General features: G+C 69.2%; 12 protein-coding genes and 1 riboswitch. Of the genes, 8 read left to right on the plus strand and 4 right to left on the minus strand.

Translation table 11 applies throughout. The features are described 5' to 3' along the window. Nucleotides 1-2 precede the first annotated feature (2 nt). Nucleotides 3-653, minus strand: coding sequence for a thioredoxin domain-containing protein (locus tag DQ241_RS06210; protein WP_113829282.1), 651 nt, complete (start codon nt 651-653; stop codon nt 3-5). A gap of 275 nt (nt 654-928) precedes the next feature. On the opposite strand from DQ241_RS06210, the gene lnt reads away from it, so the two are divergent. From lnt to DQ241_RS06230, 4 genes are all read left to right on the plus strand, one after another. Beyond that, nucleotides 929-2524 carry an apolipoprotein N-acyltransferase gene (gene lnt / locus DQ241_RS06215; RefSeq protein WP_233492249.1) on the plus strand — a complete coding sequence of 532 codons (1596 nt, stop codon included), beginning with the start codon at nt 929-931 and terminating at the stop codon, nt 2522-2524. After that, nucleotides 2521-3498, plus strand: a complete 978-nt coding sequence (gene ccsB, locus DQ241_RS06220) for a c-type cytochrome biogenesis protein CcsB (protein WP_113829284.1) — start codon at nt 2521-2523, stop codon at nt 3496-3498. The genes lnt and ccsB overlap by 4 nt, the downstream gene beginning before the upstream one ends. A gap of 161 nt (nt 3499-3659) precedes the next feature. After that, nucleotides 3660-3806, plus strand: a riboswitch (cyclic di-AMP (ydaO/yuaA leader). Between the two features lie 270 nt (nt 3807-4076). Further along, the gene (locus DQ241_RS06225) at nt 4077-5081 is read left to right on the plus strand and encodes a M23 family metallopeptidase (RefSeq protein ID WP_233492250.1); all 1005 of its coding nucleotides are present in this window, start codon (nt 4077-4079) and stop codon (nt 5079-5081) included. Between the two features lie 341 nt (nt 5082-5422). Next, a complete protein-coding gene (locus tag DQ241_RS06230) occupies nt 5423-6664 on the plus strand; it encodes a M23 family metallopeptidase (protein WP_233492251.1) in 1242 nt (413 codons plus the stop codon). Nucleotides 6665-6743: 79 nt separating this feature from the next. On the opposite strand, the gene DQ241_RS06235 is transcribed toward DQ241_RS06230, so the two are convergent. Next, a complete protein-coding gene (locus tag DQ241_RS06235; protein WP_113829285.1) occupies nt 6744-7643 on the minus strand; it encodes a cytochrome c oxidase assembly protein in 900 nt (299 codons plus the stop codon). A 254-nt stretch (nt 7644-7897) separates the two neighbouring features. On the opposite strand from DQ241_RS06235, the gene DQ241_RS20535 reads away from it, so the two are divergent. After that, on the plus strand, nt 7898-8674 hold the full coding sequence (locus DQ241_RS20535; RefSeq protein ID WP_199584126.1) for an STAS domain-containing protein: 777 nt from the start codon (nt 7898-7900) through the stop codon (nt 8672-8674). 233 nt (nt 8675-8907) lie between these two features. Continuing rightward, nucleotides 8908-9585 (plus strand): YcnI family protein, encoded by a 678-nt coding sequence (locus tag DQ241_RS06245; RefSeq protein ID WP_255410966.1) that lies wholly within the window; start codon nt 8908-8910, stop codon nt 9583-9585. Between the two features lie 94 nt (nt 9586-9679). Here DQ241_RS06245 and DQ241_RS06250 read toward each other — a convergent pair whose 3' ends face one another. Then, nucleotides 9680-10984, minus strand: coding sequence for a hypothetical protein (locus DQ241_RS06250; protein WP_113829287.1), 1305 nt, complete (start codon nt 10982-10984; stop codon nt 9680-9682). Next, nucleotides 10981-11427 (minus strand): hypothetical protein, encoded by a 447-nt coding sequence (locus DQ241_RS06255; protein WP_113829288.1) that lies wholly within the window; start codon nt 11425-11427, stop codon nt 10981-10983. Before DQ241_RS06255 ends, DQ241_RS06250 begins: the two co-directional genes overlap by 4 nt. A 639-nt stretch (nt 11428-12066) precedes the next feature. On the opposite strand from DQ241_RS06255, the gene DQ241_RS06260 reads away from it, so the two are divergent. After that, nucleotides 12067-12825, plus strand: a complete 759-nt coding sequence (locus DQ241_RS06260) for a hypothetical protein (protein ID WP_113829289.1) — start codon at nt 12067-12069, stop codon at nt 12823-12825. Further along, nucleotides 12822-13796: a hypothetical protein gene (locus DQ241_RS06265; protein ID WP_113829290.1), complete on the plus strand. Its 975-nt coding sequence runs from the start codon at nt 12822-12824 to the stop codon at nt 13794-13796. Before DQ241_RS06260 ends, DQ241_RS06265 begins: the two co-directional genes overlap by 4 nt. The last annotated feature ends 20 nt before the right edge of the window (nt 13797-13816 follow it).

Raw genomic sequence — 13816 nt, forward strand, 5'->3', positions numbered from 1 at the left:
TCTCAGTCGGCGAGCGCAGCATCGATCAGTTCGATGAACTCGTCGGTGGTCTGTGCCTCGACCTTCTCCCCGTTGAGGAAGAACGTCGGTGTGCCCTCCACGCCCAGCGCGAGACCGTCCCGGCGATCCTGCAGCACCCGCTCGAGCGTGGCGGGATCGCTGACCGTGGCGTCGTATTCGGTCATGTCGAGGCCCATTCCCTCGGCGAAGCCGCGGAAGACATCCGCCTGGGAGTCCTGACGCTCGCCCCACTCCGTCTGCGTCTCGTACATGCGGTGGTACATGTCTTCGAACCGGCCCTGTTGGGCTGCGGCCTCGACCGCCACGGCTGCGTTCTCGCCGTTGGCATGGCCCGGCATCGGAAAGTAGCGGGCGACGAAGGTGACCCGCCCGTCGTAGTCGTCGCGAAGCTGCTCAACGAACGGGTAAGCGGCCTTGCAGCCCTCGCACTCGAAGTCGAGGAACTCCACCAGCGTGACCCTGTCGTCGGCGGCTGTGGAGAGTCGGTGGCTGTCTTTGCGCACGACGGGCGCGCCGCCTGCTTCGGCCGTGCCGGTGTCGTCCGCCCCCGAGTTGTTCACCCCGAGCAGGACGGCGACGGTCACGACGAAGGCCGCCACCAGCGCGGCGGAAATCTTCAGGTTGGTGCTCAACCGCTCTCCTCGTTGATCCGGTCCGGCGGATCGAGCGCCGACCGCGGCCATCCGGCGGGTGCAGCCGGCCGACAAGCTGGAAGCTCCACTCTACGAAGCTGCCTAGGAGGGTACAGGCGGCTGGCTCGTCGGCAGTCTGCTCGTGGGCGTTTGCGTCTCGAACGCATCTACTATCCTCCGTAGGAATGTCTGGAGGTGAAGGCCTCAGGCGTGCTGCGGACGGGGGCGACGTGAGGGCCCACGATGGCCGGGTCGAGGCGGTGGTCTCATGGCCGGTGGCCGCTCTCCTGGCGGCGGGCGGCGGGGTGTGCCTGTGGCTGGCCTTCCCGCCGTACGGACTGTGGCCGCTCGCTGTGGGTGGCCCCTTCGCCCTCGCTCTGGCGACGCGCGGCCGTAGTGCACGGTGGGGCGCCGCGCTGGGGATGCTGCTCGGCTCTAGCTTCTTGTTCCCGTTGCTGAACTGGACCGGCGTCTTCGTCGGCGATCTTCCCTGGCTGGCGCTATCAACTTTCCAAGCCGTTTTCTACGCCGCCTTGGGGGGCGTATCGGCCCTGGTCGGTCGGCTTCCGGCGGCTCCGGTCTGGATGGCGGCGTTGTGGGTGGGGCAGGAGGCATCCCGTTCCCGCATCCCGTTCGGGGGTTTTCCGTGGGGACGACTCGGGTTCAGTCAGGCCGACGGGCCGATGGGTTCTTTCGCCGCATACGGCGGCGTGTCGCTGGTGACCTTCGCCGTGGCGCTCACCGGCACGCTGCTCGCTTGCGCCATCTGGCGCTCCTTGCTCTGGCGACGTGAACGCCGAGCCGGCCAGCCTCGCGCCGTCGCGTTGCTCGTCGCCGCCGCGTTACTCGTCCCGGTGGTCGGGGCGCTTGCCTGGCTACCGCTGCCCGGGTCCAGCCTGACGGCCGGCGGGCCGACGGCCACGGTCGCTGTTGTCCAGGGCGACGTGCCCCGGGCCGGTCTGGACTTCAACGCCCAACGTCGCGCAGTCCTCGACAACCACGTCGAGCAGACGCTGGAGTTGGCGGAAGCGGTAGCTGCCGGCACGGCTTCGCGGCCGGACCTCGTGATCTGGCCGGAGAACTCCTCCGACATCGATCCCTACAAGAACCCGGACGCGGCAGCCGCCATCGACCGAGCGGCGCGTGCAGTAGGCGTGCCGATCCTGATCGGTGCCGTCCTGGACGGGCCCGGGGAGAAGCTGACGAACGTCGGTGTGGTCTGGGATCCGGTGGAGGGTCCTGGCGAGCGCTACGCAAAGCGGCATCCCGTGCCGTTCGGCGAGTACATGCCGGCCCGCTCGTTCTTCCGGCTGTTCAGCGATCAGGTCGATCGCCTGCGTCGGGACTTCGTAGCGGGGGACGAGCCCGGCGTTCTGGACGTCGGTGGAGTGCGGATCGGAGACCTCATCTGTTTCGAGGTGGCCTACGACGGACTGGTGTCCGACGTCGTGGACGGCGGCGCCTCGCTCCTGGTGGTGCAGACCAACAACGCGACATTCGGCTACACCGCCGAGAGCGAGCAGCAGTTGGCGATGAGCCGCCTGCGTGCCATCGAGCACGGCCGGACGGTCATCGTCGCCGCAACGAGCGGGATCTCCGCGGTCGTCGCACCCGACGGCACTGTCGTCGACCGGTCCGAACTCTTCACGCCCTATCTGTTCAGCGGCGCCATCGCCCTGCGGCAGAACACCACCCTGGCGAGCCGAATCGGCGCCGGCGCCGAGTGGGCTGCCACCGCCACGGGCTTGGCCGCGCTCTTCGCCGCCGTCGTGCTTCGCCGACGTGAGACACCTCGGTCGAACGAGCCTTCGAGCGCTGGCGACGTGACCGTGCCACGCGATGTCCACACCCACCAGCAAGGAGCCCGATGACATCCGACCAGTTCTCTGCCCTGTCCGACTCCCTCTTCAGCGCCTCGATCATCATCTATGCCCTCGCGGCGTTCGCCTTCTGCGGCGAGCTCGCGTTCGGAAGGCGCGCCTCCCGGCCGAGTCAGGAGCTAGCCACCGTCGGCGTGGGCGCTTCCCTATCCTCCCCGGAGGACGGAGCCCAGCCGCTGGCGGCGACGTTCGGCGCGGCCGGTCGCCGCTGGGGGCTCCTAGGCGTCGGGCTCACGGGTGCCGGCGCCCTCGCCAACGCCGGTGTGCTCGTCGCCCGCAGCGCGGCGACCGGGCGGGTGCCGTGGGGCAACATGTACGAGTTCGCAACTGCCTCGGTACTCGCCGGCGTGGTCGCCTACCTCGTGTTCGCACTTCGGGTGCCGGCGGTGCGACGCATCGGAGCCTTTGTGCTCGGGCCCGTGGTACTCGGGTTGGTTCTCATCGGGCTCTACCTCTATGCGGAATCCGGTCCGCTGATTGCCGCCCTGCGTTCGGACTGGCTGGCCGTGCACGTCTCCGCCGCCATCATCTCGTTCGGCATCTTCATCGTGAGCGCCGTCGCCAGCGTGCTGTACCTGGTCGCGGTCCACCGCGAGAAGACGCTGGGGGACGGCGGCCGCAGGAGCGGGGGGATCGCCGACAAGCTCCCCAACGTGGCCGTGCTCGACCGGGTGGCGCACCGCACCGCGGTCTTCGGTTTCCCCGTCTGGACGTTCGCGGTCATCGCCGGCGCGATCTGGGCAGAGAGCGCCTGGGGGCGGTTCTGGGGATGGGACCCGAAGGAGACCTGGGCCTTCATCTCCTGGGCTCTGTATGCGACCTACCTGCACGCCCGAACCACCGCCGGGTGGCGAGGCCGCCCGGCTGCGTGGGTGAACCTCATTGCATTCGCGAGCCTCGTCTTCAACCTGCTGTTCGTGAACCTGGTGTCGACCGGTCTGCACTCCTACGGCGGCGTCTCGTGAGCGCGACGGCCCCTGGGATGTCCTCGGTGCAGGTGTTGTTGACCAGCAGCTTCGTCGGCCGTCGTTATGCAACCGTGACAACTAAGGAACTTCGTACTACGGTTCCGGGCGGTCCTACCGAGCTGTGCCTCTCGACCGGAGAGCCTCGGTCGGACCCCGCCTAACTGCCCGTGCCACACGGCCGGACGGACCGGGGACCCACCGTTCCCCTGGGGTGAATCCCGCGTGAGCGCGACTGCGAGCACGCGGGTAGGGCGCCTTCCCGCCCGAACCCGTCAGCTAACCCGGTAGGCGGCGAGGAAGAACGGAGATCCGCCGCCTTGGCGACGCTGCACAACCGATCCGTCCGCACGTCCGTCGTCCGGTCCGTAGTCCGCTCCGATCGACTCCGTCGAGACAGTCGAACGGGTCTCCCCGGAGTCGGTTCCGCGATCATCCGCCACCGGCGCACGGGCCTTGTTGCCGCCACGGCAGCGCTCGTCATCGGACTGTCGGCCGTGACGGCACTTGCTGCCCCCGCCGAAGGGCAGTCGGAGGAGGCTGTCCTGAGTACTGAGGTCGAGAGGATCTCGGGGTTGGTGACCGCGGCTGAGAAGGATCTGGAGAGATCCACCGTGGAAGCGGAGGCTGCGGCCGACGCCTCCCGCGCTGCGCAGGCTGCGCTTGTGGATGCAGAGACGCAAGCCGCTGCCGCTGCCGCTGAGCTGGAGGCGACTCGCGCGGCGGTCGATGCCGCTCGGGGCGGCATTGCCGCTCTCGGCCGCGATGCCTTCATGGGTGCCGATTCGCTGGGCGATGCGGCCGTGCTGCTCGACGCGGCCGGACCTGACGAGGTGCTGGAGAGGGCCGCGATGCTCGACCTCCTGGGTGAGGACCGCGCCGAGCGGCTCGAGGAGTTCGAGGTGATCCAGGGGCGGCAGGAGCGCGCTGATCGGGCGGCCCAGGCTGCGGTGGCGGAGCGCGATGCGGCCGTGCGCGCCTCGGTCGAGGCGGAGGCTGCAGCCCAGGCGCAGCTCGCGGCATCTCAGCAGGCGTACGACGCTGCTGCTGGCCAGAAGCTCGCCCTCGACGCGCAGCTCCGCGACGCGGAGATCAAGCTGTTGGGGGCGCAGGGAGTGGCAGATCCGGTTGTCGCGCGGGACGAGCAGCAGCGAGGCGAACTTGCGATGGCGCGCGCCGGCACCGCCGCGCTCGTGGCCGGTCGGGTGACGTCCTGCTACGGAAGCCGGTCCGGCGCCAAGCACAACGGCGTGGACATCGCCGCTCCCATCGGTACGCCCATCTATGCACCGGATGACGGAGTGGTGCTGGACGCGGGGCCTGCGAGCGGGTTCGGCCTGGCCGTCTACATCCAGCACGGGGACGGCACCATCACCGTGTACGGCCACATCAACGAGTACTTCGTGAACGCGGGTCAGGTGGTCACTGCCGGTCAGCAGATCGCCGAGGTGGGCAACCGGGGGCAGTCGACGGGACCCCACCTGCACATCGAGACCCATCGGAATGGGCTCTACCAGGACCGCGTCGATCCAACGCCGTGGCTGGGGGCCCGCGGCATCACGCTCGGTGGCGGCTGTGGCTGATCGGTAATCACGTCGAGAGACGACGTGGCGCCGGGCGCACGGGTGGGCGCAAGACCCGGGGGGCCGACGCGGTATGGCGGGCACTCTGAGTGCCCAAGGCGTGACTCAGCGGTGGGAAGTGAGTGACATGGGTGCCGCGTGTTGCCATCGCTACTATCGCAGTTAGTGGGACTCTGCTCGGGCTCATCCACACCGCCACCCTCTTCCCCAGGGAGCGAGCCATGCCCCATCACCGTTCTCTCCGACGGGCCGGCCCGACAGTCGCTGGACGGCCAGGTCACCGCTGGCCGACAGAGAGTCATCCGGGCTGTCGCCGTCCGCTGCGGAGCACGCTGGTCGGTGTGCTCGCCAGCATTGCGCTCGTCGGCTTGGCGACGCCTGGTCTCACAGCGCCCGCGCCTCCCAACCCCACGGACGGCCAGATCGGTGCCGCGCAGACCGAGCAGGCGACTGCGGCGGCCGAGGTCGGCCGTATCGCCGGCCTGGTAGCGGTCGCCGAAGCCCAGCTCGAACGCGTCGGCATCGAGGCCGAGGCCGCAGGGACGGCCTACATGATCGCCGAGGAAGCGCTCCTGCAGGCCGAGGCGATGGCTGAACAGCGAGCAGTCGAGCTCCAAGCAGCGGCGGCTGCCGTCGCCGTCGCGGAAGCCCGCATCGCCCGGTTCTCCCGCGACAGCTACATGAACGGGTCGACGATCTCCAGGACGGCCGCGCTGTTGAGCTCCGAGGGACCTGGCGAACTTATTCAGCGCGCCGCTCTGCTCGACTACGTCGCAGTCAACGAGGTGGACGTTCTCGGCCAACTCCAGGTCGCCAAGGTGACTCAGACCAACGCCGACTCCTCCGCTCGCGCCGCCCGCGACGAGATGGCCGCCGCCGAGGAGACGGCCCAGGCCGCCAAAGCGCAGGCCGACGCGCAGCTGACCGCCCAGCAAGGTGCCTACGCCGAGGTGGCCGCACAGAGGGCGACGCACGAGGCGGACCTGAAGGCAGCCCAGATCAGGGTTCTCGAGCTGCAGGGGGCACGGAACGCCTATCAGCAGTGGACGGCCCAAAAGCAGGCCGAGGAGGCCGCCGCCGCTGCCGCAGCCGAGGAGTCGGCCCGGAAAGTCGCCGAGGCCGCGGCGGCGGCGCGGAGCAACAGGCCCAGCAATGCTGGGTCCGGCGGGTCTTCCGGTTACACCGCGCCATTCTCCGGACGCGTCACCAGTTGCTTCGGCGCACGCTGGGGAACCTCGCACAACGGGCTAGACGTCGCCTCTCCCATCGGCACGCCGCTGTACGCCCCCATCTCGGGAACCGTCCAGCGTGCTGGGCCGGCCACCGGCTTCGGGCTGGCTGTCTACCTGCTCGGCGACGACGGCGCCGTCTACGTCTACGGGCACATCAACGACTACTTCGTGCGCACCGGGGATCGTGTGGTGGCCGGTGAGCAGATCGCGGAGGTCGGCAACAGAGGCAACTCGACCGGGCCGCACGTACATTTCGAGGTGCACCCGAACGGGGCCATGTACAGCGGAGCCTCGAACCCAGTTGCGTGGCTGAATGCTCGTGGGATCTCGGTCGGCGCCTGCGGGGGCTGACGTCCTCGCAGGCCGCTCCCGGCGAAGACAAGTCCTTGTCTCGAATCTGCTAGTCGGTCTGGAACGGCGCCGCCGCGCTTCACCTGTTCAGATACGCCAAGGCACGGAGGCGGGCGTTGTACTCCGCCAGCTCGGCGTCACCGGTGCGGTCGGCTGCCCGGTCGAGAGCCCTGCCGCGCCGCTCGTCGGAACTGGCCCAGGAAAAGAAGACGACCGCCAGCACCAGCACGGTGGGCAGTTCTCCGAAGGCCCAGACGATGCCGCCGGCCTCGCCCTGGTCCCGCAGCGGGTCGATGTCCCACCCGGCCGGGGGCTGGGCGAACGTGTCGACCACAGGCGAGCCGGCCATCATGATCGCCACGCCGAAGAACGCATGGAACGGCACGGGCAGGAAGAGCTCGAGCATCCGGCCGGGGTGGCTCAGCGTTCGTGGCCAGGGGTCCTGCGCCACGATAGGCCCGAAGAAAAGGATCCCGGTGACGACGAAGTGCGCCAGCATCAGCTGGTGTGCCGCGGGGCTGCTCATCAAAGCGTCGAAGAGGGGCGTGAAGTAGACGCCGTAGAGGCTTGCGAGGAACAGTGGAATCGAGAACAGCGGGTGGGCGAGAAACCGGGCCAGGCGGCTGTGCAGCCCGTTGAGGAGCAGTGCCCGCGGGACGCCGGCCGCGCCCCGGCCCCGGGGCAGGGTCCGGAGCGCCAGGGTCACCGGTGCGGCGATCAGGAGCAGTAGCGGCGTGATCAGCGAGAGGATCATGTGCTGGGTCATGTGGACGCTGAACAGCACCATGCTGTAGCCGTTCAGCCAGGTGCCGGTGACGGCGAACAGCGACGCAGTCCCGGCGAGCCAGGAGAGCGTCCGCCACCAGGGCCACGAGACGCCCGTTCGGCGCAACCGCATGACCGCTGCCAGGTACACCACCAGCGCGACGAGGCTCAGCACTGCCAGGGCCGACGAGGCCTCCAGGTGAGGCAGGAACATTCGCCCCCACGTCGGCGGCTCGTCCGGTACCCACATCCCTGAGTGCCGCCCGTGCTCCACGGAACCTCCCTCGACGCTGATCCTCGATCTCCTAACGTGGATCGTAGACGGGCGAGAGTCGGCGTAAGGAAGTGTCGCCAGCTCCTACTAGTCTCGGTAGTGCCGGCCCAGAGACCTGGCCGGCCCCTCGAAGTCGAAGGAACGGGATGACGACCGCCTCAGGAACACGCGAGGTTCCGTTCGCTCGGGGGTCCGTGTGGCGGGCACTGACCGCCTTGACCCCGTACTGCCCGGTGTGCGACGTCTCCTACGTCTTTTCCGAAGGCCCAGGGACAGAGGCGGACGCGGTGATGGGCAAGGGGACTCGCTTCGTCTGCGCGCAGGGGCGGTTGGACGGCATGCCCCCACCGCAAGGCGCGGTGAGCGGGGAAGTCGTCGAATGGGTCGCGGAGGAACGCATCGGGACCCGACTGGAGTTGGCGTCGGAGAACTGGCAGACCCGCGTCGAACTCGCTGACGCCTCGCCCGGTGCCACGCACGTCACGGTGACCGTGACCCACGATCCCCAGGGCGGCAACCGGCTGCGGCAGGTCCTGCAGCGCAGGGCGATGCAGCGGATGGTGCAGCGGACCGTGGACTCGGAGCTGGCCAAGCTGCCGGATCACGTCAGCCGGATGTCCGAGCGCCGCAGTGAGGTCGTTCCCGTCGAGCAGGGAGTTGCTCCCGTCAAGCAGGCGCCCAGTTCTGTGGAACAGGAGCGGGGCGGTTGGGTGGTTCACCTTCGGGGCGAGGTGGACGCTTCCGCCGTCAACCGATTGGAGCTCCAGCGGCGTCTGGAGGAGTTGGCTGTTGTGGCCATCGATGTCCGCGGACTGACCTACATCGACGCCACTGCTTTTCCACACCTGCAGCGGTGGGCCAAGCGCACCTCCCGTGCCGGCGGTCGCGCGGTCATCCGAGGTGACAGCCCTTACTTCGACCAGATGCTGGGCGTCATGGGACTCACGTCGATGTTCCGGAGGGAGCCCTGACTTGGCAGCACGTCGATCCGACCGTCGCTGACGTCGCCGGTCACGGTGAACGGTTCGACTCGCGGTGAACAGCGTTGTTGTGGCTCTGTCGTCCATCGTCCAATTGGTTCGTAGGCAGTCGCGACGGACGCATCTAGTAGGACGGGTTCGGCGTAGGGCCGGATCCGACTCAGATAGGAAGGCCTCCTGTGACATCCCGACTGGCTCGGACGCTGACCGTCGGCCTCGCTTCGATGTCGACGGTGCTGGGGCTCGGCGTGACCGCCGCGTCAGCCCACGTGGGAATCAGCTCTCCTGACGCTGCGCCCGGAGGCTTCGGGGAGGTGACCCTTCGGGTGCCCAACGAGAGCCAGACGGCTTCCACCATCTCGCTGCGGGTACAGATCCCGACCGAGACGCCGCTGGCATCGGTGCGGACGAAGCCGGTTCCCGGGTGGACCGCGACCCTGACGCGGAGCCCGATCGATCCGCCGGTCGACGTTCACGGCACCAAGGTCAGCGAAGCCGTCACGGAGATCGTCTGGACCGCCGAGCCGGGGGCGGGAATCGGCCCGGGCCAGTATCAAACCTTCTCCATCAACGGCGGTCCGCTCCCCGACGTCGACACCATCACCTTCCCGACGCTCCAAACCTACGACGACGGTGAAGAGTCCGCGTGGATCGAGCCCACGCTCGACGGCCAGCCCGACCCCGAGAATCCCGCGCCCGTGCTGACGCTCGTGGACAGCGCAGCTGACGGCGACGAGGCGGACGGGGCAGCCACCGAGGCTGCTGGCGGCGACAGCGCCGACGAGTCCGATGGCTCGGGACTGGCCGTGACCGCGCTCGTCGTCGGCGGCGCTGGACTACTAGCCGGATCGGCGGCGCTCGTCATGGCGCTCTCGGCTCGGCGGCGGCACACCACGACCTGAGCCGACTGGGTGGCTGTTGCGTCACCTCGTGCGGAACAGCGACAGCGCACCGCCGGAGGTGACGCGGGCATCCAACTGGTACTGGTTCGCCGAGTCAGAAACCGAACAACAGCCCCAGGCCGCCGAACGTGAACATGACCATGACGACCACGAGCGGCAACTGGTCAGAGGCAGGCGCTCGCGGCGCCACACGAAGAGCCTGCTCGTGCGCCAACGTGACGCCCAGGACATGGCCGGCGACGACCCCGCCGACCTGCACGTAAGCGATCGTGTCCGCGGACACGGCGGTCAGGTCGACCCGATTGCCGTAGGTGCCGAACAGGTCGACCCCGTCAAGGCCTAACGGGTTGCTCAACAGGATCCATGTCGTCTGGCCGTCGAGGAGAAGCAGGCTGAAGTAGTGCGCGATGGTGTAGCCGACCGCGATGGGGATGACCGTTGCGGCAAAAGTGCGTGGTTGCTCTCTCAGCGGTAAGTGGCTGAGGCGCCCGGACAGGCGTGTGCCCCCGACGTACAGCACAGCGACCACAGCAATCATCGCGGCTAGGCCCCAGGTACCGGACGCAGCATCGCTCGCCGCTCCGGGCCCGGTCTGCCAGTAGACCGTTCGAGACAGGCCGTCGAACGCGGTGGAGCCGAGCAGCACCACGACGACGGCGGCGAGGCCCGGCTCGGCCGGCGTCGTCATGACGTTCGTGAGCGGGTTGCGGAAGACCAGGCGCCCGTCGTCGCGACGTCCGAACGGTGAGAGGCGCCCCAGCAGCGTCGAGTACACCTCGAAGCCGTCACCCCGAGTGAACCAACCCTCCCCGAACCAGAGCCCGGCGGCGGTGTGGATGACGGCGTAGAGAACCAGAAACCACCCGACGGTCGCAGGCTCGGCCCGCTGCGGCGGAACCAGCTCGAGCCACACGAAGACCGCCAGGGACACGGCCCCCGGCCACAGGCCCAGCCGGGGGAGTGTCTCGGCTGCTCGGGCAGGGCCGGCGATGCCCCGGAGCGCGCGATGGACGAGCCTCAGGGGGTTGACGATTCGCCATACGGGCCCCAACAGCAGGCTCACGGGCACGAGCCCCACCCAGAAGGTGACGTATACAGCCCACGGCGCGATGTTGCGGGAGGTCTCGTCCGGGCCTGCGAAGGCGACGACCGTGACAAAGGCGGCGACCGCCAGCGCGAGGATCTGGAGCCCCCGGCGGACGGCTGGGCTGTCCACGGCGCCCTGAACCATGTCCGCCAGGGGCCGCCCCGATGAGGAGTCGCCGACCTTGGGCTTGCGCCAGAAGAGCAGCAAGGCCGCGAAGCTCATCAGGACGGCGGCCCCGCCGCCGTAGAGCGCGAGCCCCAACGGGATGGGTAGGTCGGTCCTCGAGCCGACCCCGTGGGCGAGAAGCGTCATCCGACCTGGAGGGTGAACAGGAGCGTGCCCAGCTCTTCCAGCTCTACCTCGAAGACTCCCGAGATCGACGCTTGGAACGTCAACGTGCTCATGGTGTCAGGCCCGACGGGAGCGGAGAGGTCGTAACCGTGCAGGTGGACCTCGTCGGCCACATCGCTGGTGACGGTGATCGTCACCTGGTCACCGGGCGTGACCGGGACTCGGCCTGAATCTCCGGTCACCTGACCGCCCACGTACGACACGGCAATGTTCGTGCCTGTCGGCGCTGCGGTGGTGCTGGGGGCTGCCGACGTCGCCGCGGTGGTAGTGCTGGCCGGCGAGCTGGAACTGCTTCGTGCGCCGGCTTCCGACTCGTCCGTCCCGGCACAGCCGGTGATGAAAACGACGGCTGCGAGCAGCAGGGCCGCCGGCACATGGCGAGAGCTGGCATCGGAGGCGGTCATTGGGTGGGCTCCGGAATGTGTCGACGATGGGACGTAGCAAAGTTCGGATCACTCGGACGCCTCACTGCGTTGCTCGGCTTCCGCGTTCTCGCGTGCTGCCAGACGGCGGTCTCGGATGACCGCGCCGGTCACAATTGCGAGGAGGACCGCCGCAGGCCCGAAGAATCCGATCGTTCCGATGACGGCCAGGCCATCAACGGCGAGGACGGCGTCGAAAGCACGGGCACTGGAGACCCCGCTGTCTACTACTCGCACTAGTGCATGTCACATCGACCAACGTCAGATGTCAATCGGAGCCTGCCCTTTCCCCTCACGTGCGGCAGCGCTGACGATCTTCGCCGTGAACGAGCGAGCAGCCGCTGTGCGAGGCGACTCGAGCCGACTTCTCGCACGGTCATGATCAACCGTTGCAGTCGAGCCGCTGATCAAGCGTCACCCCAGACCTGCCGCTTTCCCAGTCCTATCTGGCATACGTCACCCCTGGCCCGAAGGGACGCCGAATCCTCGTCGGACGCGATAGCGGTACCGAGCGGGTGACGCGGTGAGGTGACCAGCACTGTCACCCCTGCCGAGGGTGACGGCTCGTTGAACGTCGCTGCGGAGCCTCGACGGCATCACACCGATGCCGGAGGACCGCACATGTTCTACGACCCCACCATCGTCGGCAGCTGGCCGGAGCTGGCTGCCCGCCTGGACTGCGACTCCATCCTCGTCCGCTGGTCCGCCACCGAGCCGACTCTGGCCGGGCTGAGCAGCGTCCATGACCTGCTCGCCGTCTGGGCCGAGGGCAGCCAGGACGACCGCCGCGACGCCGTTCTCGCCGCGCTCGTCCGGCTGGCCGCCGTGGACGGCGGCCGCGACGACGACGCGCTGCTGCTGACCGTTCACTTGCTCAGCGGGCTCGTTCGCACGATGGCCAGGCAGCTCGCAGACCTGAACCCCGACAGTCTCGCCGTGGTCGTCGGCGAACTCGCCTGCCAGATCCGCCGTTACCCGTGGCGACGCCGGCCTCGGGCGATCGCGGCGAACCTGCGCGCCGAGACGCGGCGGGCGGTACTCGCCGAGTTGCGCCCCAGCAGCCGCTACCACCCCGACCGGGGCGAGGTCCTGACCGTTACGGGCGACATCACTCGGATCGCATCCGCCAACGCCCGGGAGGAGGGGGAGGACCTCGACGTCGTCGACCTGCTGCAGTGGGCGGTGCGCTCAGGGGTCGACGCCGAGGACGTCGCATTGCTGATCGCCACCGAGTGCAGTCGCGACCGTCGACACCGGCGCGCCGACCAGCAGGTTGCCGCCGAGCACGGCATCACGACGCGCACGCTGTATCGCCGGCGGAACCGCACGTTGACAGCCTTGCGCGGCGTGGCTCCGCAGTACTTGGCGGCCGTCGCGTGAGTTCACTGCTTCAGGACGCCGACGAGACAGGCGACACGACCGATGGTGTGGCCGACGGTGGCGACGGCCGATCCAACGATCGACTGCTGTCGGTCGCGGAGATCCAGCACGCCTTGGGCGAGCTGCGTGCCCGCCGTCCGAAAGCCGAGGGGCGGGGGACGATCGCGACGGCGCCGGTTGTACCCGCCCACCGCTCGAGGCGGGAGGAGGGAAAGACGGCGCCCGCAGCCCTTGGCAATAGGGGTGACAGCGACGCGCTGGCGGCCGACTGGATCGCGGTCGTCGCGGCACATGCCGGTGCCGGCGCCTCCACCGTGGCGCTGGCCATCAGCGACGCCGCCGCGACCCGGGACCGGCGGGTGCACCTGGTGGAGACCGCGCATCCCCGCCGGTCGGGGTTGATCGCCGCGGCGTCGGCGGAGCTGGGCACCGACGCCGCCGGCGCCTGGCGACGTGGCTCCCGCGACCGCGTCACGATCGACCGACGCGTCGCGGACGTAGAGCCTGGCGGCTGGCCGGTCCTCCCGATCAGCGAGGAGCCGGCGGTCACCGTCCTCGATCTCGGGCTGCCTGCTCCGGAGGACCTGGCCCGGCTGGCCGCCGACCGCACGCTCACCGTCGTCGTCTGCCGACCCACCGCGCCGGGGGTGCGACTGACCGAGCACGTGCTGGGCCAGCTCGCCGAGCAGCCGGTAGTGGTGGCCGTCGTGGGCCCTGCGCGCTGGCCTCAGGCGGTGAACGCCAACTGCGGTCCGCTGCTTCGCGAGTTGCGGTCGCAGAGACGGGTGGTCCGAGTTCCGATCGACCGACGACTGCAGACAGCCGGTCTGACAGTGGACCGGCTGCCCAGAGGAGTGGAGGCCGCGGGCCGGTCGCTGGCCGCGTTGTTGATACCGGCCGTGCCACCGCAGCCTCAGCATCGGCACCCGGCGGCGGCGTTCCGGCCGGCCGCGGCGGGGGAGACCCAGTGAGCCCCCGCAGGAGAGCAGCG

It is taken from the genome of Blastococcus sp. TF02A-30 (assembly GCF_003319185.1).
Taxonomy (GTDB): Bacteria; Actinomycetota; Actinomycetes; order Mycobacteriales; family Geodermatophilaceae; genus Blastococcus.

What these genes read in the sequence shown, in the direction of transcription:
- ccsB (WP_113829284.1), top strand. Translation starts at nt 2,521, where the DNA reads ATGACATCCGACCAGTTCTCTGCCCTGTCCGACTCCCTCTTCAGCGCC.
- DQ241_RS06235 (WP_113829285.1), bottom strand. Translation starts at nt 7,643, where the DNA reads ATGTTCCTGCCTCACCTGGAGGCCTCGTCGGCCCTGGCAGTGCTGAGC.
- DQ241_RS06245 (WP_255410966.1), top strand. Translation starts at nt 8,908, where the DNA reads ATGTCGACGGTGCTGGGGCTCGGCGTGACCGCCGCGTCAGCCCACGTG.
- DQ241_RS06250 (WP_113829287.1), bottom strand. Translation starts at nt 10,984, where the DNA reads ATGACGCTTCTCGCCCACGGGGTCGGCTCGAGGACCGACCTACCCATC.
- DQ241_RS06255 (WP_113829288.1), bottom strand. Translation starts at nt 11,427, where the DNA reads ATGACCGCCTCCGATGCCAGCTCTCGCCATGTGCCGGCGGCCCTGCTG.
- DQ241_RS06260 (WP_113829289.1), top strand. Translation starts at nt 12,067, where the DNA reads ATGTTCTACGACCCCACCATCGTCGGCAGCTGGCCGGAGCTGGCTGCC.